Below are 18,417 nucleotides of genomic sequence, written 5' to 3' on the forward strand. Positions count from 1 at the left end.
TGTGGTTTATTTTACTTAGATTTGCAGTTCAAAATTAGCAATAAATACGATGAAAAAAGCAGAAAATATCATTGTCGGCATTTCGATTGGGGACCTTAACGGGATTGGGAGCGAGATCGTGCTCAAAACCTTCGAGGACAACCGCATGCTGGAAATGTGCACTCCGGTGATTTTTGCTAACGTAAAGACATTGTCGCACCTGCGCAAGAGTTTTGAATCGACAGCGCCTTTGCACGGGATTGACAAGCTTGACCAGGTGCTGACCGGGAAAATCAATGTGCTGAATGTGTGGCGGGAAAATATCGAACTGGCTTATGGCGTAAACAATCCTGTCGTGGGCGAGTTTGCAATCAAGTCTTTTACTGCTGCGACAAATGCTTTGAAGGAAGGACAGATCGATGTTTTGGTGACGGCACCTATTAATAAATACAATATCCAATCGGAAGAATTTAAATTCCCGGGCCATACTGATTACCTTGCCAAGGAATTGCAGGGAAATGCCTTGATGCTGATGGTGCATGACAAACTGCGCGTGGGATTATTGACCGACCATGTTCCTGTAAACGAAGTCGCCTCACACTTAACCGAAGCGCTCATTAAGCAGAAGATTGAAACCGTAAGGCAATCGCTTATCCAGGATTTCAGCATCAACAAACCGAAAATTGCGGTGCTGGGACTGAATCCGCATGCCGGCGATGGCGGTGTTATCGGCAAGGAAGATGAAATGATCATCAGGCCGGTCATCAAAAAAATGTTTGAAAAAGGGACAATGGTTTTCGGGCCTTATCCTGCAGACGGTTTTTTCGGCAGCGGACAATATGAAAAGTACGATGCAGTGATCGCGGCATACCATGACCAGGGATTGGTGCCGTTTAAGACGCTTTCATTTGGCAATGGCGTAAATTATACGGCTGGACTCGACAAAATCCGTACTTCCCCGGACCACGGTACCGCCTATGACATTGCCGGAAAAGACAAAGCCGACCATAATTCGTTTAAGGAAGCGGTTTACCTGGCGATTGACATTTATAATTCGCGCCATCAGTATGCAGAAATCAGTAAAAAACCATTGAAAACAAAGGAAAAGCACTTATAAACAAAAAAATGTTTATAACCCTTTTGTTATTGCGATAAATTTATATCTTTGCACACCCGTTTTGAATTTCAGGATTGGGTCAAATTGAGGTTACGATGAAAAAGCTGAATGAGTTCTTGATTCCTTTTGTAGGATTAAAGTTAGGGAAACACCAATTTGAATATCAGATAGATAAAACGTTCTTTGCCGCTTATGAATATGACGACTTTGAAAGTTGCGACATTACCGTAAATGTCGTACTGGAGAAGAAAAGCACGATGCTCGAGCTTCATTTCAAACACAAAGGGACGGTTCATGTTCCTTGTGATTCCACTGGCGAAATGTTTGATTTGCCTGTGAAAGCAAAGTTGAGGCTGGTAGTACAGTTTGGTGATGAATTCAACAATGACAATGAGGAATTGCTGATATTGCCGCTTGGCGAACACCAGATTGACGTGTCCCAATACATTTATGAAATGATTGTATTGTCCATCCCGACAAGAAGGCTTCATCCAGGAATCAAGGACGGTACACTGAAGTCCGAAGCACTTGAAAGGCTAAAGGAATTGAGTGTAAAAGACGCAAAAAAAGCAGAAACAAACGAAGAAAATACAGATCCCCGCTGGGACAAATTAAAACAACTATTAACGGATAAATAATATAGTAAAATGGCACATCCTAAAAGAAAAATCTCCAAAACAAGAAGAGATAAGAGAAGAACACATTACAAAGCAACCGTTGCTACAATCGCTACATGTCCTGTAACAGGAGAAGCACATTTATACCACAGGGCTTACTGGCACGAAGGGAAAATGTATTACAGAGGACAGGTTGTTATTGACAAATCAGTTGCTGCTGCCTAATATTTTTTCGGTATAAAAGATACGAACTCTCACCTGGTGGGAGTTTTTTTGTTGTGTCAAATTTTAAAAATTGCCTGTGCAACTGCATCAGGTTTAGATTTTTTTTTTGTAATTTCCACCTCTTTTTAAACGGCAGTTTTTAAGAGAAAATAATTGAACCCTATGAGCACAATAACAGCAGCAATTACTGCAGTTGGGGGCTACGTCCCGGATTTTGTATTGTCTAACCAGGTACTTGAAACGTTGGTTGACACCAATGATGAATGGATTACTTCCAGGACCGGCATCAAGGAAAGAAGACTACTTAAGGGAGAAGGCCTTGGCACTTCTTACCTTGCCATCAAAGCAGCTGAAGACCTTTTCTCAAGAAAAAGCATCAATCCGGCGGAAATCGATATGGTGATTGTAGCGACTACAACGCCCGATATGCCTGTGGCTTCAACAGCGGTTTACGTAGCAAGCCAAATCGGGGCTGTCAACGCTTTTGCATATGATCTGCAGGCGGCCTGTTCCGGATTCCTTTTCGGCATGTCGACAGCCGCTGCTTACATCCAGTCAGGAAGATATAAAAAGATATTGCTGATCGGTGCCGATAAAATGTCGTCGATTATAGATTATACAGACAGGGCCACCTGCATCATCTTTGGGGATGGCGCAGGTGCTGTTTTGTTTGAGCCAAATGAAGAAGGACTGGGACTTCAGGATGAGTTCCTCCGTTCTGACGGTGTCGGGCGTGAATTCCTTAAGATCGATGCAGGCGGATCAATACTTCCCGCTTCAAAAGAAACTGTTGAAAACCGCCAGCATTATGTATTCCAGGATGGCAAGACCGTATTTAAGTACGCCGTTTCAGGAATGGCAGATGTAAGCGAAAAAATAATGGAACGCAACGGATTGTCAAAAGACGATGTCGATTTCCTCGTTGCGCACCAGGCCAACAAACGGATTATTGATGCCACCGCTTCAAGGATGGGTGTCGATGAATCGAAAGTGCTGGTCAATATCCACAGGTATGGAAATACCACTTCGGGCACGCTGCCATTGCTGCTGAGTGATTTCGAAGACAAATTCAAAAAAGGCGATAACCTGATTTTTGCTGCGTTCGGCGGCGGATTCACCTGGGGATCGATCTATTTAAAATGGGCATATTAAAACAAACGATAACTGATAACTAAAACGACTATATTATGGATTTAAAAGAAATTCAGAGCCTGATTAAATTTGTGGCCAATTCAGGAGTTGCTGAAGTGAAACTGGAAATGGATGATGTGAAAATCACAATCAGGACCACTTTGGAAGGCAATGCACATGAAACCACTTATGTACAGATGCCTCCGCAGAATATGTTGCAACAGGCAGCGCCACAAGCACAAATGCCACAAGTTCCGGCTGCACCTGCCGCACCTGCCGCACCTGTTGCTGACGAATCTTCGAAATATATTACGATCAAGTCACCAATCATTGGTACCTTCTACAGGAAACCGGCTCCGGACAAACCTACATTTGTTGAGGTAGGCGGATCGATCAAGAAAGGCGATGTGCTATGTGTGATTGAAGCGATGAAACTTTTCAACGAAATCGAATCAGAAGTTTCAGGTAAGATCGTGAAGATATTGGTAGACGATATGTCGCCGGTAGAATTCGATCAGCCGTTATTCCTGGTAGATCCATCATAATTTAGATTTTAAGATTGTAATACTTTAAGATTTTTCGGAATGTCGATTGTATCTTATAGTCTTATAATCCTATAGTCTTATAATCTAAACTAAAAAAAGATGTTTAAAAAAATACTTATAGCAAACCGTGGCGAGATTGCGCTTCGCGTGATCAGGACCTGCAGGGAAATGGGCATCAAAACCGTTGCCGTATATTCTACTGCCGATGCGGAAAGCCTGCACGTGAAGTTTGCCGATGAAGCGGTGTGTATCGGGCCGCCTCCAAGCAATTTGTCATACCTTAAGATGTCCAATATTATCGCTGCCGCAGAAATTACGAATGCTGACGCGATACACCCGGGTTACGGATTCCTTTCTGAGAATGCAAAATTCTCGAAGATCTGCCAGGAACACGGCATCAAATTCATCGGGGCTTCCCCGGAAATGATTGACCGTATGGGCGATAAGGCTTCTGCCAAAGCGACAATGATTGCCGCAGGAGTACCTTGCGTTCCGGGTTCAGTCGGAATACTGGAATCTTATGAGGAAGCACTGAGGCTGGCCAGGGAATTCAAATTCCCTGTCATGCTGAAAGCCACTGCCGGTGGTGGTGGTAAAGGAATGCGTGCCGTATGGAAAGAAGAAGACCTGTTGAAGGCATGGGAAAGTGCACGCCAGGAATCTGCTGCTGCTTTCGGGAACGACGGGATGTACCTTGAAAAACTGATTGAAGAGCCAAGACATATTGAAATCCAGGTCGTAGGAGATTCTTACGGAAAAGCCTGCCACCTGTCTGAAAGGGACTGCTCTGTACAGAGAAGGCACCAAAAGCTGACCGAAGAAACGCCATCGCCATTTATGACCGATGAACTGCGTCTTAATATGGGCGAAGCTGCTGTAAAAGCTGCTGAATTCATCAAATACGAAGGCGCAGGCACAGTGGAGTTTTTGGTAGACAAACACCGAAACTTCTATTTCATGGAAATGAATACCCGTATCCAGGTGGAGCATCCAATTACCGAGCAGGTGATCGATTATGACCTGATCCGTGAACAGATACTGGTTGCTGCCGGCGTGCCGATTTCAGGAAAGAATTACCTGCCGCAATTGCATTCTATCGAGTGCAGGATCAATGCGGAAGATCCTTATAATGATTTCCGTCCGTCTCCGGGCAGGATTACGACTTTGCACGCTCCGGGCGGACACGGCGTACGTTTAGATACTCACGTTTACGCAGGATACTCCATCCCGCCGAACTATGATTCGATGATCGCGAAGCTGATTACGACAGCACAGACGCGTCAGGAAGCGATCAATAAAATGAAAAGAGCGTTGGATGAGTTCGTGATTGAAGGCATCAAAACGACGATTCCTTTCCACAGACAATTAATGGATGATCCGAGATATGTTGCCGGAGATTATACGACGGCATTTATGGATGATTTTCATATGGAAGAATAGAAAAACCCGCTTAGGCGGGTTTTTTATTAGTTGGCAGTCGCAGTTTTCAGTAGGCAGTTTGCGGGCTTCTGCTGACAGGGAAAATAGAGATGATATCAATCAAAAGAGAATTTGCCTTTTTTAATTGTAAAACTAAATAATCGATTACTATCTACATTTTTATTGTTCAGTGTCCCGGCTTTCCATTCTCCGAGTGAATTGAAGACTTTTTCTATTTCCTTGTCTAATTGGGGATTTTTTGTCTTGTTATCCATTTCACATCGGACAACTTCACCTTTACAATTGATAAGTATCCCAATCATTCCCTTGCCCTTATACTTGGGATTATCTTTTATAAATTGTACTTCTGAATTCAGTCTTTCTAAAATCTCAGCATCTGAAATCGGGCAAACGGCTTCTATCTGGCCTTCGATTGGAAAAAGGGCATAAACTTCATTTTTATCACAAATTCCGGGAATGTCTTCTTTCACTTCCATTTTCGCTAAGAACTGAGCGGAAGCATTTAAGTTTAAGAGTATTATAAATAAGAGAAATGTTTTTTTCATAGTTGATGTATAAATTATGTGATGTATTGTTTTGCTGCATATTGAACAATTCGATACAAATCCTCTTTACTGTTATAATTACTATTTGTAGCTTCAGCCTACAATAATCGAATTAAAGTAGATTTTGATTTTAGTTGTTTTATCCATACGTCGTAGTCGCCTTCACAATACGGCTTACTGAAAACCGTGACTGCCTACCTCCTAAAGCGTCTCCTTCAACCACCTATAAAACTCCCGCTGCCATACAATAGCATTCTGTGGCTTCAATACCCAATGATTTTCTTCCGGCAAATACAGGAAACGGCTCTTAATACCACGCAGCTGTGCCGCCTGGAACGCTTCCTGCGCCTGACCTATCGGAACCCGGAAGTCTTTACCACCTTGGATGATCAGGATCGGTTTGTTCCATTTGTCGACATGGCTGGCAGGGTTGAATTCGTTGTAGGTTTTTTGTGCGACAGCATTATCCTTTTCCCAATACGCACCACCGAAATCCCAGTTGTTGAAGAATACTTCTTCGGTTGTGCCGAACATGCTTTGCGTATTGAATACACCGTCGTGGGCGATAAAGGTCTTGAAACGGTTGTTGTGGATGCCGGCAAGGTAAAATGCAGAATAACCGCCGTAGCTTGCTCCGACACATCCCAGACGTGATTTGTCTACGTAAGATTCCTTAGCCACATCATCAATCGCGGAAAGATAATCACGCATCACCTGGCCACCCCAGTCTTTTGAAATCTGTTCGTTCCACTCGACACCATGGCCGGGCATACCACGGCGATTTGGCGCCACGACGATATAACCGTTGGCCGCCATCAACTGGAAATTCCAGCGGAAAGAGTAGAATTGCGTCAATGCAGATTGCGGACCACCCTGACAATACAATAAGGTTGGATATTTTTTAGAAGCATCGAAATTTGGCGGCAAAATCACCCATATGAGCATCTTCTTGCCATCGGTGGTGGTGACGTAGCGTTTTTCGGTTTTGCTCAGGGAAAGCTTTGAATAAATGGCATCATTGACATTTGTCAGCTGCTTCCAGGCTTTCTTTTTTAAATCGTAAGAAAATAAGTCGGCCGCATGGTTCATATCCGTTCTTGTCACGATGATATTGTCACCGGAAAAACCCACGAGTCCGGAAATGTCGAAATTGCCGTTTGTAACCTGTGTTACGTTGATGGCGATTTTCGTCAATCCGGGGAAGTTTACTTCGAATAACTGTAAAGTCCCGTCAACCGGTGCCTGAAAATATATTTTCTTTCCATCCGATGCCCACAGGAAACTTTCCACGGTTCCATCCCAATTGGCTGTAAGGTTCATTTTTGTGCCTTTGAAATCAACGATGATGTCATTTTTATCGGCTTCATAACCATCGCGTTTCATCTGCAGCCAGCTTAAATTTCCTGATGGTGAAAACTGCGGGTTGGTGTCATAACCTGAGTTGCCTTCTGTGCGATTGATTGTTTTTCCGGTAGCGAGGTTGTATTCGTAAATGTCTGTGTTGGTTGAAATCGCATAAGCCGTCCCTGCTTTTTTCTTGCAGACGTAAAGGATGCTTTTGCCATCAGGCGACCAGATGTAATCTTCATCACCGCCGAAAGGTTTTTGCGGAGAATCGAAAATCTCGTCTTTCATAATATCAATTCCGGCTGCACCATCTTTATTTTCCTTGTAAAAAACATGGTTGTATTTGCCTTCGTTCCAGGTGTCCCAGTGGCGGTAATCGAGACCATCGTAAACCTGCGCATCGGATTTGTCAAGTTCCGGATAGAAATCTTTTCCGTGGACATTCGCAAGCTTCACTTCGTCATTGTACACGGTGTATTTCGCATCAGCAGAGATGTTTTTGTCTTTTACCAAAGATTTATAGTCTGTAACTTCAACGGGAGTACCACCGGTCACAGGAATGGAGTAATATTTCGAATTCGATTTATTTTCTTCGACGGAAGGCGTGGAAACCTTATAAACGATGTTTTTTCCATCAATCGATATCCCGACAGGGGACAGCCTTCCGAGTTTCCAGAGCAATTCAGGCGTCATTACATTTTGTGCGGCGGCTTTTGCGCTCATCATGATCAGTATTAAATAGAGAATTTTTTTCATTTTGTTTGATTTTCGAGTGCTAAAAGTAAGCATTTATCAGCAAAAAAAAAGCTGCCCCGAAGGACAGCCTTTTCACTTTTAACCTAATCTACTATTGTTTGATGAAGCGCTTCACAGTCGTTTGTCCTCCAATGTTCACTTCAAGCAGGTAAGTTCCTGAGTTGATGTTAGACACATTGATTATTCCGTTTGCAATTTTACCTTTAGCTACCTGTTGGCCTAAGGTATTGACTACACGGAAATCTGCGCCGTCTTTTACATTAGAAACATTCAGTTGTCCGCCCGTTACAGGGTTTGGATACAGGCTGATAGTCATTGAAGCTGTTTCAGTAGTTTCGATTTCCCTTGCAGTAGAGGTGATGTTTACAGTATAATCTTCCACCTGACCATAAGAAAATGCCTCACAAGCTGTTGGAACGCCGCTGTATTTCATAGAAACCCTCATCCTTGTGGTGCCTAAGGTGGCTGTCGCAGGAATCGTGATGCTGCCCGAAGCAGGAGTTGCTGTTGATGCTGCTTTTGTAAATACGGTTTCACCGGCATCCACGAAATCGCCATCCTGGTTGTAATCGATGAATACGGCATAACCTTCGCTGTAAGCAGTGCTTGTCCACGATGGTGTGATGGTGATGGTGTAAGCCGTTCCACTTACCGCGTTTGTAGATTGCGCGGTGAAATTCTCATAACCAGCCGTACCTGTAGAAGTGTTGTTGATCGTTCCGAAAACCACTTTACCGATTTTCTCATCAGCAGTGCTGTTGCCTTGCGAGGTGCAGTAGGTTACTGAATTTGAAAGTGTGGTTACGTTTACTACATTACTTGATGCAGATACGTTTCCGGCAGCATCTTTTGCTTTTACAGAGAATGTATAAGCGGTTGCAGCAGTAAGCCCGGTTACGGCATAAGTGGTTGTAGCAACAGTCGCTTTTAAGGTGGCTCCCTGATACACATCATAACCCGTTACACCTACATTGTCCGTAGCCGCAGTCCATGACAGGTTTGTTGTGGTTTGGGTGGTTCCTGAAGCAGCAAGTGATGTCGGTGCAGACGGCGCAGTAGCATCTGCGGAAGCGGTCTGAATATTTACAGTATAATCCTCAACCTGCCCATAAGAGAATGCCTCGCATGGTGTTGGAATTCCGTTGTATTTCATAGAAACCCTCATTCTAGTTGCGCCTGTTGAAGCAGCCGCCGGAACAGTAAATGATCCGCTTACTGGAGTTGTGGTTGAAGCGGCTAAAGTCCAAACCTGCTCACCTGCATCTGCGAAATCGCCATCTTTATTATAATCGATCCACACACTGTATCCTTCAGGATAAGCACTGCCAGTCCATGTTGGTGTTACCGTGATGGTATAAGCAGTATTTTGTGACAGGTTGGTTGAAATCGCACTAAAATCAGTATAACCTGTACCTCCAGTTGAAGGATTGTTGATGGTTCCTACCTGTACACGTCCGATCAATTCGTCAGCAACACTACCGCCTTGTGAAGCACAATAAGAAATTGCTACGGCTGAAGTAGTTACGTTTACAGTGTTACTTGCAGCAGAAGCGTTTCCTGCGGCATCTTTAGCGATTACATAAAAAGAATATACTGTTGATGGCGTCAATCCTGTTACAGCATATGAAGTGGTAGCCACGTTTGCTTTGAATACACCGCCCTGATATACATCATATCCGGTTACCCCTACATTATCCGTAGAAGCCGTCCACGTTAAATTGGTTGTCGTTGAAGTCGTTCCCGAAGCGGCAAGCGCTGTTGGTGCAGTTGGCGCTGTAGTATCTGCATTCGCTAAAGTCGTCACGTTTGCGGTGTTGCTTACCGCAGAAACGTTTCCTGCTGCATCTTTAGCCTTTACGGTGAACGCATAGGAAGTTGAAGCAGTCAAACCTGTAACGGCATAAGAAGTTGTCGTTACTGATGCTTTGAACACACCATTTTGATATACATCATAACCAGTTACTGCCACGTTGTCGGTTGAGGCAGTCCATGAAAGGTTTGTAGTGGTTTGTGTGGTTCCGGAAGCGGCCAGCGATGTTGGCGCTGAAGGAGCGGTCGTATCTGTAGTACCGGCCGTAATTGTAAAGTTTGTGTTGGAAACATCAAAGAAAATATGATTGGTTCCTTTAATCATAATCCTGTTGGCTGTTCCGGGTGTATTCGGTATGGTGACAGCTTCTGTTCCGTCGTTTGGTGTTGCTGCCAATAAAGTGCTGAAAGTATTTCCGCCGTCAGTTGACAATAAGATATCGACATTGGCACAGTTCACCCCATTAGCAGTAGTTCCGGCAACTGCCCAGGTAACGGTTTGTGATGAGCCGCCTGTGTAAGAAACGGCTGTGTTCGGGACGGTTACAGAGAATGGACCAGCTGTAGCATTTACAGTTACAACCATATCATCACTGTTGTTTCCGCCTCCACCTGCACGGTTGTCACGCACTGTCAATCTGAAATTTTGTGTCCTTGCAACGGATGATAAGGCCTCCACTGTCAATTCGGTTCCGGCCGTTGTCGTTGCACCCGTCAGTACAGAGGACATTTTAGGAAAGTATCTTACAGGTGAAGTGGTCGGATTGTATGAACGATAGTTTACGCCGCTGGTCTTTGTAGCATTAGGCGCAGTAGCATTGGTTTGAGAATCGAACTGCTCCCAGCAATACGTCAGCGTATCGCCATTGGCATCTGTAGCCGAACCTGTCAGCATAAATGGTGTGCTTTTCGGGATGGTGTAGTCCAAACCGGCATTTACTGTTGGGATGGAATTTCCTGTTGACGTATTCACCGAACAGGTTTTCGACTTAATATTGTTGGTCACCTGCTGTATGCTCACCGCATGGAAATATGGATCAGAATGCGGTTGCACGTCTAAAGATGTAATTCCTGCATAGCCCATAATCGTTGAGCCACTGCCTGGTTCCATCTGTACGCCGGTGCTTTCATTACTGTGTGTGAAGGTGTGGTTTGCACCGAATTGATGCCCCATTTCATGTGCTACATAATCCACATCAAAGTTATCGCCTGAAGGAATGTTATCTCCCGGAGAAGTAAAACCGCTTCCTTTTCCAAGTGGTACAGAAGTAGTCGGGTTGGTACAGACGCACCCAATACATCCTGCATTGCCACCACCACCAGATGCACCAAAAAGGTGTCCTATATCATAGTTGGCACTGCCGATGTTATTGGTTAATGTGGTCTGTAGTTCCTGGTTCCATGCGCCACCTGCTCCTGTTGAGGCTACAGAGTACGGGTCTGTAGAAGCATTGGTGTATATAACGGTATCTGTGTTGGAAATTAATACCATTCTTGCAGAAAAGTCTTTTTCGAAAATACCGTTGACACGCGTCATGGTGTTGTTGATTGCGGCCAGTGCTAATGCTTTCGTACCTCCGAAATACACAGTGTATTCCCCGGTTACCGACATCGCAAGGCGGTAGGTACGCAACAAGGCATCATCAGCGTTTGGCCTTAATGTAGAAGCTGATGGTTGTACCTCCTGCTCGAGTTTATCAATAATACGGCACTCGAAATGGCTGAGCGATCCGGCTTTATCGGATTTTCTATACACAGCATACGTGCTTAAATCCTTGGTATATGGCTCAATAAATGTAGCGGATTTATCAGCAAACAACACCATGCTTTGGAATCCAAGCGGCGACACACTGAAATAAGCCGTCATCGAAGGGTCGTTTACACCGACTCCAAGGTAAGATTTGATGTCCGGATACTTTGCCTCCAGGCCGGGTTCCATATTGGAATTGAGGAAAACCCTGAATTTTACCATCGCCCCATCTGCATCCGGAAGCGAAATGATCACGCCTGACTGATTGGATGCACCCCTTGCGACGGCTGCATTTAATGAATTCTTTAATTGGCTTACATTAAGTGAAAACAATCTTGGATTGGTTAGATTGGTTTTGTTTTCAATAATTACAGCATCCGCTTTCCGAACCGTGTTTTGCCAGGCTGAACCGCCTGACTGTGCGAACGAAAAACTGGAGATTGCTAAGAATGCAATCGAGAGTAGTTTGTTTTTCATAAATAATTTAGTTTAGGTTTGGGGTATTAATAAAAATTTAACAAGCCAAATATAAAATTTAAAATCACTTCAAAAATAAATTTTATAACAAAATTTTCAACAAAAGTTATTTATTTAACAATTGATATGCGTTTTTACAGATTTGCCTGTACGAATTTTAATGCTGCATTTGCCTTGAGTCGATGGTAAAAAAACTATTTTTATAAAAATTTTAAGCGAATGGACCTCAGTTACTGGGAAATCAAAAATTGGTTTACAAATGTGGATTATACCATTGTAGGAAGTGGCATCGTCGGCATCCACGCAGCACTGCACCTTCGAGAACGTTTCCCTGAAAGTAAAATCCTTGTGCTCGAAAAAGGCATGCTGCCACAGGGCGCAAGCACGAAAAATGCCGGTTTTGCGTGCTTCGGGAGCCTTTCGGAAATTATCGATGATTTGAGGAACCACGCTGAGGAAGAAGTCATCAACCTTATACGAAGAAGATGGGAAGGATTGCAATTGCTTCGTAAAAGGCTCGGCGACAGCCAAATCGACTTTAAGCCTTATGGCGGATACGAATTATTCCTGAAAGACGACAACAACGGATTTGCAGAAGCCCAATCCAGGATGCCATTCATCAATGAGATCCTGAAACCCATTTTCAGGTCCGATGTCTTTTCAAAGGAAGTCGATCGTTTCGGATTTCAGCAAACCAATGAATACCTGTTCTTCAATCCTTTTGAAGCCCAGATCGATACCGGGAACATGATGCAGGCCCTTTTAAAACAAGCCATTTCCGAAAACATTCTGATCCTGAACCAACAAACTGTCACAGCTTATCATGAAAAAACCGCTGGCGTTGAAGTGGTGTTGGGCGATTTCAGTTTCCTTACTCAAAAGCTATTGTTTGCCACCAATGGTTTCGCTTCCGGTATTACCGGCGGCGAGGTAAAACCAGCACGTGCACAGGTGCTCATTACAGCGCCAATCCCAGGCCTCGACATCCGCGGGACTTTCCATCTCGATAAAGGCTATTATTATTTCAGGAATATCGGGGAACGGATATTGTTCGGTGGCGGAAGGAACCTGGATTTTGATGGCGAAACCACAACCGAATTCGGCCTGACCGAAAAAATCCAAAATCGTTTGGAACAACTGCTGAAAGAAGTAATTTTGCCCGGCCGCGATTTCAGGATCGAACACCGCTGGAGTGGCATCATGGGTATGGGCGCCAGCAAGAACCCTATCGTTTCGCGATTGTCGGAACGGGTGTATTGTGGCGTACGCCTTGGCGGCATGGGCGTGGCAATCGGTTCACTTGTCGGAAAAGAATTAGCAGATTTAGTATAGATGGCAACAAAAGTTACAAAACGAAAACCGGCAAAACCGGCAACCGAAAAAACGTCCCCAAAGAAACAAACACGCCTGCGTAAAGTGATGCGCTTCCTGTTGAAGGCGATGCTATGGTTTTTTGGGCTCAGTATTTTTTCAGTGATTGTGTTCAAATGGGTCCCGGTGCCATTTACCCCGCTGATGGTTACGCGCAGCATTGAGCAGAAATGCGATGGGAAGGAAATGGTCTGCAAGCACGACTGGGTTCCTATCGGGGAGATTTCGATCAATATGCAAAAGGCTGTCATTGCCAGTGAAGACGCCACTTTCCTGAAACACAACGGTTTTGATTTTAACGCCATGAGAAAAGCGATGAAGAACAATGATAAGGGAAAAAAACTGCGCGGCGGCAGCACCATTTCGCAGCAAACCGCTAAAAACGTGTTCCTTTGGCAGGGGCGCAGTTACATCAGGAAAGGCTTTGAGGCCTACTTTACGGTATTGATAGAACTGATCTGGGGAAAGGAACGCATCATGGAAGTCTATCTCAACAGCATCGAAATGGGTGACGGGATTTACGGCGTGGAAGCCGCGTCACAATTTTGGTATAAAAAGAAAGCCGACAATCTCACCAAACGCGATGCTGCCGGAATCGCCGCAATTTTACCCAATCCAAGGAAATTCAAGGCCAGCAATTCTTCGTCTAAAACCGAAAGAAGGAAAAGCCGCATCATCAATCACATGCGTTATGTTGGGAAACTCGATTATTAAAAGGCTGTTTTTTGCAGCAATCTTTTTTGTTTCATATAGTGGCTATAGCCAAAAAAACCCGTCGGAACTGGGTTTGGTGCTGGACAATGACCTGTATGTCTCTACCGTAAGCGACCGTTACTACACCAACGGATTTGAGATTTTTTACAAATATCTTGGTCAAAAGCAAACCGAAAAGATTCATAAAAGGATCAACGAATTCCGCATCGGGCAATACATTTACAATCCTTACAACATCCGCGCTGCAGATATCAAAAGGAACGACAGGCCATTTGCAGGTTATTTGTTCGGCAGTTATGGCATGCATACGTTTTACCAGAACGAGTCGGTGTTGAAACTGGATTTTCAGGCAGGCTTCGTAGGCCCGAATGCTTTTGGACAGGAAATGCAGGAATTCTTCCACAATACCTTCGGATATGTAGCCGTGGAAGGCTGGGAACACCAGATTAAAAATGCGCTTGCGTTGCAATTGAATGCTTCTTATTCGCATAAAATCCTGAACTCCTTAAGCAGTCCTTACAATGATTTCCACGCTTCCGCAGAAGTGAAGGCGGGAACGGTAAATTCGGGCATTTCCATTGGGATTTTGTCAAGGCTGAGCCTGAAGCCGCTGCTGCCGATGTTCCAGTCGAATATGCATCATGCCTCGATTGATAAGGACAAGGATGCTTTCGGTAAACAAAACGAATTTTACCTTTTCCTTGCGCCGCATCTTAACTACCAATTGTATGATGCGACAATCCAGGGCAGCATGTTCAGCGACAACAGCCCGGTAACTTATGATGTGGTGCCGTTCCGCTTCAATGCCGAAGCCGGCCTGAAATACCGCAAAGGCAAATGGGACCTGGCCTATGTCTTTGTTTACCGCGGCAAAGAACCGAAAAATGATGGCGTAAAAGGATTTGTGTATGGATCGATCACTTTTGGGTATTTTCTGCAATAGCACGTTTTAAAGTTTTTTTCAGGCTAACTAAAAAAGCGCCCCGATACAGGACGCTTTTATAATTTTGTTACTTTGAAACTCATTAACCCAATTGATAGCCGTTGCTATTTAAACGACGGTTTCACACCCATATTGAACAGCGTGAACGCCTGGATGTCCGCGGCTTCCTGTATGGTTTTTGAAACCGGTTTACCGGCACCGTGGCCCGCGTTGATCTCAATCCTGATCAGTACCGGATTTTTGCCTGCCTGCTTGGCCTGGAGTTCGGCGGCAAATTTAAAGCTGTGCGCCGGAACAACACGGTCATCGTGGTCGCCCGTAGTGACTAATGTGGCCGGATATTTCACGCCTTCTTTCACGTTGTGCACCGGAGAATATTTTTTCAGGTAACTGAACATTTCCTTCGAATCCTGAGCCGTGCCATAATCATAAGCCCAGCCCGCACCGGCAGTGAAGGTATGGTAACGCAGCATGTCCATCACGCCGACGGCCGGCAACGCTACTTTTATCAGGTCAGGGCGTTGGGTCATGGTCGCGCCCACAAGCAGCCCGCCGTTGGAGCCGCCTCTTATCGCAAGGAATGCTGAAGAGGTGTATTTTTGGGCAATCAGGTATTCTGCAGCAGCGATAAAATCGTCAAAGACATTTTGCTTTTTCATCTTGGTGCCGTCGTCGTGCCATTGCTTGCCGTATTCCCCGCCACCGCGAAGATTGGCGACGGCATACACACCACCCATTTCAAGCCATACTGCATTTGAAATGCTGAAAGCAGGCGTCAGGCTGATGTTGAATCCGCCATAAGCATACAGCATCGTCGGGTTTTTGCCGTTTAACTGTGTGCCTTTTTTATAGGTGATGATCATCGGGACGTTCGTGCCGTCTTTGGATTTATAGAAAACCTGTTTTGACTCGAATTTATCCGCATCAAAATCGATTTTCGGCTTGTCATAAACTTTTGATTCACCGGTTTTCGGGTTAAAGGAGTAAATTGTTCCCGCAGTGGTGTAATTGGTAAATGAATAATACAATTCGGTGTCTTTTTCCTTTCCGCCAAAACCGCTCGCCGTGCCCAAACCGGGCAATTCCACATTGCGGATCATCTTGCCGTCAAAGCCATATTGCCTGATGACGGTGATCGCGTCCTTCATATAATTGGCAAAAATATAGCCCGATCCCGTAGAAGGCGAAAGTACGAACTCAGACTGCGCGATGAGGTTTTTCCAATATTGCTGCTGCGGTGATTTTATATCCACAACGACTACTTTTTTATTGGGCGCGTTGAGGTTCGTGGTAAGGTACAATTGCGAGTTGGTGTTGTACAGGTAGTCGGTATCGGTGTCGAATCCGGTAATGATCGGTAGAATCGGATTATTCGGGCTGCTGATGTCCTGGATGTAAAGCTCATTCCCTGACGTAGAATTTGCTGAGCTGATGATCAGGTACTTTTCATCTTCAGTAACGCTCCCGCCGACATAGCGCCTTTTTTCCTTTTCACCGAAAACAATCCTGTCCTCTTTTTGCACCTTGCCCAATTGATGGAAGTACAGCCTGTGCTGGTCTGTCATGGCCGACAATTCGCTGCCTTTCGGTTTTTGGTAACTCGAATAATAAAAGCCGCGCGTACCAAGCCAGGAAATGCCGCTGAATTTTACGTCGACGAGTTCGTCTTCCAGCTTCTTTTTGGTCACGGCATCAATGACGGTAATCTTGTTCCAGTCGCTTCCGGCTTCGGAAACAGAATAGGCCGCCAGCGAACCGTCTTTTGAAAAAGCAACCGTCACAAGCGACGTGGTGCCGTCTTTCGAAAAGGTATTCGGATCAAGGAAAACCTCTTCTTTGCCGTTTTTGTCCTTGCGGTACAAGACGCTTTGGTTCTGCAGGCCGTTATTTTTATAGTAATAGGTATAATTTCCCTCTTTGGAAGGTGCGGATATCTTTTCGTAATTCCACAGTTTTTCCATCCTGTCGCGTATCGCATCGCGGAAAGGGATTTTCGATAAATAATCAAAGGTGACTTCATTTTCCTTCTTCACCCATTCGGCGGTTTTCTCTGAGCGGTCGTCTTCAAGCCAGCGGTAAGGATCGCTTACCGGCGTATCGAAATAATTGTCAACGACCTTCCCTTTTTCGGTAGTCGGGTAAGCAGGCTTTTCCTGGGCATTGGCCGCAATGGCAGATGTGGCAACCATCATTAAAAATGTTTTTTTCATTGATTGATATTTTGGTTGCACAAAAATAGGTAAAAATAGATGCAGAATTAGTTAAAAAGCGGCTTGTAGGCTTTCCAGTGTTTATAAATCAGGATGCCGTTAAGTACCGCAACCACAATGGCTCCGGCGATGCCTGAAGCATCTAAAAATAAGTGGAAAAGCAATATGTTAAAGGAAATGGGAACGAGCAATATCAGTGCGAAAGGAACCCATTTTTTAAGGATCAGCAATATCCCGATAATAATTTCCATAACACCTACGAGTTTCAATACGTAACCGGTTTCTCCGAGGGAGGTCATAAAATCCATGGCCTTTTCGGGCAGTGCGGGAAGCGGAATAAACGGCGTAGGGAGTAATTTGTTAAGGCCAAAAGCGATTAAGATCAGTGCGAGTAGGATTCTGACGATTTTTGTAAACTGTGAATTCATATTATTGGGAGTTTAAAATGTTGTGGATATGGTAAAAATATAATTAATTTTTTATTTATCAGATGTTTACACTGGTGAAAATTTCCAAAAATTATCAGAACAACCGTTAATTCCTTGATTGATCAGATCGATTTGTAACCAATCGCGGCAAAAACCTACTAACTTTAGCATAATCAAAAAATAAATAATCATGCAGGCACACGAAATCGATTACCATATTTATGGTGAAGAAATGCAATACGTTGAAATAGAACTCGATCCGCAGGAAATTGTGGTCGCTGAAGCCGGGAGCTTCATGATGATGGACAACGGCATACAGATGGAAACCATCTTCGGGGACGGCTCACAGCAGCAATCCGGGCTTTTCGGCAAACTGCTTTCCGCCGGAAAAAGAATGCTGACAGGCGAAAGCCTTTTCATGACGGCATATGCCAACAACAATTTCGGCAAGGCCAAAGTAAGCTTCGCGTCGCCTTATCCCGGAAAAATAATCCCGATTGATCTGCGCCAGTTCCAGGGAAAATTTATCTGCCAGAAGGATTCTTTCCTGTGTGCGGCCAAAGGCGTTTCTGTTGGGATTGAATTTTCGAAAAAACTCGGTACGGGATTGTTCGGCGGTGAAGGCTTTATCATGCAAAAACTCGAAGGCGACGGCATGGCATTTGTACATTCCGGCGGGACTTTGGCCAAAAAAGAATTGATGGTCAACGAAATCCTGAAAGTCGATACCGGTTGTATCGTCGGGTTTACAAAAGACATTGATTATGACATCGAGTTCATCGGCGGCATTAAAAATTCCTTATTTGGCGGGGAAGGTTTATTCTTTGCCACTTTGCGCGGTCCGGGAACGGTTTATGTGCAATCGCTGCCCTTCAGCAGACTTGCAGACAGGATCATCGCCTCAGCGCCAAGATCGGGCGGAAACAGCCGTGAAGAAGGCAGCCTTCTCGGCGGACTGGGCAATCTCCTTGATGGAGACAACAGGTTTTAAGGCGCAGGGTTCAGGGTACAAG

The 18,417-nt window shown here is 44.7% G+C and carries 15 protein-coding genes; 10 read left to right on the forward strand and 5 right to left on the reverse strand.

From position 1 onward, the window contains the following. Nucleotides 1–49: 49 nt before the first annotated feature. From pdxA to accC, 6 genes are all read left to right on the forward strand, one after another. On the forward strand, nucleotides 50–1,096 hold the full coding sequence (pdxA, locus tag HYN49_RS04065) for a 4-hydroxythreonine-4-phosphate dehydrogenase PdxA (protein WP_108902928.1): 1,047 nt from the start codon (nucleotides 50–52) through the stop codon (nucleotides 1,094–1,096). 95 nt (nucleotides 1,097–1,191) lie between these two features. After that, entirely contained in the window at nucleotides 1,192–1,734 is a 543-nt protein-coding gene (locus HYN49_RS04070) for a YceD family protein (protein ID WP_108902929.1), read from the forward strand. Nucleotides 1,735–1,743: 9 nt separating this feature from the next. Continuing rightward, entirely contained in the window at nucleotides 1,744–1,938 is a 195-nt protein-coding gene (rpmF, locus tag HYN49_RS04075) for a 50S ribosomal protein L32 (RefSeq protein WP_108902930.1), read from the forward strand. Between the two features lie 162 nt (nucleotides 1,939–2,100). Continuing rightward, on the forward strand, nucleotides 2,101–3,090 hold the full coding sequence (locus HYN49_RS04080) for a beta-ketoacyl-ACP synthase III (protein ID WP_108902931.1): 990 nt from the start codon (nucleotides 2,101–2,103) through the stop codon (nucleotides 3,088–3,090). Nucleotides 3,091–3,125: 35 nt separating this feature from the next. Then, nucleotides 3,126–3,614 carry an acetyl-CoA carboxylase biotin carboxyl carrier protein gene (gene accB, locus HYN49_RS04085; RefSeq protein WP_108902932.1) on the forward strand — a complete coding sequence of 163 codons (489 nt, stop codon included), beginning with the start codon at nucleotides 3,126–3,128 and terminating at the stop codon, nucleotides 3,612–3,614. A gap of 99 nt (nucleotides 3,615–3,713) precedes the next feature. Then, nucleotides 3,714–5,054 (forward strand): acetyl-CoA carboxylase biotin carboxylase subunit, encoded by a 1,341-nt coding sequence (gene accC, locus HYN49_RS04090; protein ID WP_108902933.1) that lies wholly within the window; start codon nucleotides 3,714–3,716, stop codon nucleotides 5,052–5,054. Nucleotides 5,055–5,149: 95 nt separating this feature from the next. On the opposite strand, the gene HYN49_RS04095 is transcribed toward accC, so the two are convergent. The 3 genes from HYN49_RS04095 to HYN49_RS04105 all read right to left on the reverse strand — a co-directional run bounded on the left by HYN49_RS04095 (nucleotide 5,150) and on the right by HYN49_RS04105 (nucleotide 11,738). Further along, nucleotides 5,150–5,599 carry a hypothetical protein gene (locus HYN49_RS04095; RefSeq protein ID WP_108902934.1) on the reverse strand — a complete coding sequence of 150 codons (450 nt, stop codon included), beginning with the start codon at nucleotides 5,597–5,599 and terminating at the stop codon, nucleotides 5,150–5,152. A 201-nt stretch (nucleotides 5,600–5,800) separates the two neighbouring features. Next, the gene (locus tag HYN49_RS04100) at nucleotides 5,801–7,702 is read right to left on the reverse strand and encodes a S9 family peptidase (protein WP_108902935.1); all 1,902 of its coding nucleotides are present in this window, start codon (nucleotides 7,700–7,702) and stop codon (nucleotides 5,801–5,803) included. A gap of 91 nt (nucleotides 7,703–7,793) precedes the next feature. Further along, nucleotides 7,794–11,738: a GEVED domain-containing protein gene (locus tag HYN49_RS04105; RefSeq protein ID WP_108902936.1), complete on the reverse strand. Its 3,945-nt coding sequence runs from the start codon at nucleotides 11,736–11,738 to the stop codon at nucleotides 7,794–7,796. 219 nt (nucleotides 11,739–11,957) lie between these two features. Here HYN49_RS04105 and HYN49_RS04110 point away from each other — a divergent pair, with 219 nt between their 5' ends. From HYN49_RS04110 to HYN49_RS04120, 3 genes are read left to right on the forward strand one after another with little or no spacing between them, the layout of a single operon-like run. Then, complete coding sequence (locus HYN49_RS04110; RefSeq protein WP_108902937.1) at nucleotides 11,958–13,070, forward strand: NAD(P)/FAD-dependent oxidoreductase; 1,113 nt, start codon at nucleotides 11,958–11,960, stop codon at nucleotides 13,068–13,070. Further along, complete coding sequence (mtgA, locus tag HYN49_RS04115) at nucleotides 13,071–13,823, forward strand: monofunctional biosynthetic peptidoglycan transglycosylase (RefSeq protein ID WP_108902938.1); 753 nt, start codon at nucleotides 13,071–13,073, stop codon at nucleotides 13,821–13,823. Then, nucleotides 13,801–14,766 (forward strand): lipid A deacylase LpxR family protein, encoded by a 966-nt coding sequence (locus tag HYN49_RS04120; protein WP_108902939.1) that lies wholly within the window; start codon nucleotides 13,801–13,803, stop codon nucleotides 14,764–14,766. Before mtgA ends, HYN49_RS04120 begins: the two co-directional genes overlap by 23 nt. A gap of 104 nt (nucleotides 14,767–14,870) precedes the next feature. Here HYN49_RS04120 and HYN49_RS04125 read toward each other — a convergent pair whose 3' ends face one another. After that, entirely contained in the window at nucleotides 14,871–16,976 is a 2,106-nt protein-coding gene (locus HYN49_RS04125; RefSeq protein ID WP_108902940.1) for a prolyl oligopeptidase family serine peptidase, read from the reverse strand. A 47-nt stretch (nucleotides 16,977–17,023) separates the two neighbouring features. Continuing rightward, on the reverse strand, nucleotides 17,024–17,404 hold the full coding sequence (locus tag HYN49_RS04130; protein WP_108902941.1) for a DoxX family membrane protein: 381 nt from the start codon (nucleotides 17,402–17,404) through the stop codon (nucleotides 17,024–17,026). Nucleotides 17,405–17,594: 190 nt separating this feature from the next. Here HYN49_RS04130 and HYN49_RS04135 point away from each other — a divergent pair, with 190 nt between their 5' ends. Next, entirely contained in the window at nucleotides 17,595–18,395 is an 801-nt protein-coding gene (locus HYN49_RS04135; RefSeq protein WP_108902942.1) for a TIGR00266 family protein, read from the forward strand. Nucleotides 18,396–18,417: the final 22 nt, after the last annotated feature.

This window comes from Flavobacterium pallidum, assembly GCF_003097535.1.
Lineage (GTDB): Bacteria > Bacteroidota > Bacteroidia > Flavobacteriales > Flavobacteriaceae > Flavobacterium > Flavobacterium pallidum.

Bases quoted from the DNA above. Each gene is read 5' to 3' on its own strand.
- HYN49_RS04125 (WP_108902940.1), bottom strand. From the start codon at position 16,976: ATGAAAAAAACATTTTTAATGATGGTTGCCACATCTGCCATTGCGGCC.
- rpmF (WP_108902930.1), top strand. From the start codon at position 1,744: ATGGCACATCCTAAAAGAAAAATCTCCAAAACAAGAAGAGATAAGAGA.
- HYN49_RS04080 (WP_108902931.1), top strand. From the start codon at position 2,101: ATGAGCACAATAACAGCAGCAATTACTGCAGTTGGGGGCTACGTCCCG.
- accB (WP_108902932.1), top strand. From the start codon at position 3,126: ATGGATTTAAAAGAAATTCAGAGCCTGATTAAATTTGTGGCCAATTCA.
- HYN49_RS04130 (WP_108902941.1), bottom strand. From the start codon at position 17,404: ATGAATTCACAGTTTACAAAAATCGTCAGAATCCTACTCGCACTGATC.
- pdxA (WP_108902928.1), top strand. From the start codon at position 50: ATGAAAAAAGCAGAAAATATCATTGTCGGCATTTCGATTGGGGACCTT.
- HYN49_RS04135 (WP_108902942.1), top strand. From the start codon at position 17,595: ATGCAGGCACACGAAATCGATTACCATATTTATGGTGAAGAAATGCAA.
- mtgA (WP_108902938.1), top strand. From the start codon at position 13,071: ATGGCAACAAAAGTTACAAAACGAAAACCGGCAAAACCGGCAACCGAA.
- accC (WP_108902933.1), top strand. From the start codon at position 3,714: ATGTTTAAAAAAATACTTATAGCAAACCGTGGCGAGATTGCGCTTCGC.
- HYN49_RS04070 (WP_108902929.1), top strand. From the start codon at position 1,192: ATGAAAAAGCTGAATGAGTTCTTGATTCCTTTTGTAGGATTAAAGTTA.
- HYN49_RS04110 (WP_108902937.1), top strand. From the start codon at position 11,958: ATGGACCTCAGTTACTGGGAAATCAAAAATTGGTTTACAAATGTGGAT.
- HYN49_RS04120 (WP_108902939.1), top strand. From the start codon at position 13,801: ATGTTGGGAAACTCGATTATTAAAAGGCTGTTTTTTGCAGCAATCTTT.
- HYN49_RS04100 (WP_108902935.1), bottom strand. From the start codon at position 7,702: ATGAAAAAAATTCTCTATTTAATACTGATCATGATGAGCGCAAAAGCC.
- HYN49_RS04105 (WP_108902936.1), bottom strand. From the start codon at position 11,738: ATGAAAAACAAACTACTCTCGATTGCATTCTTAGCAATCTCCAGTTTT.
- HYN49_RS04095 (WP_108902934.1), bottom strand. From the start codon at position 5,599: ATGAAAAAAACATTTCTCTTATTTATAATACTCTTAAACTTAAATGCT.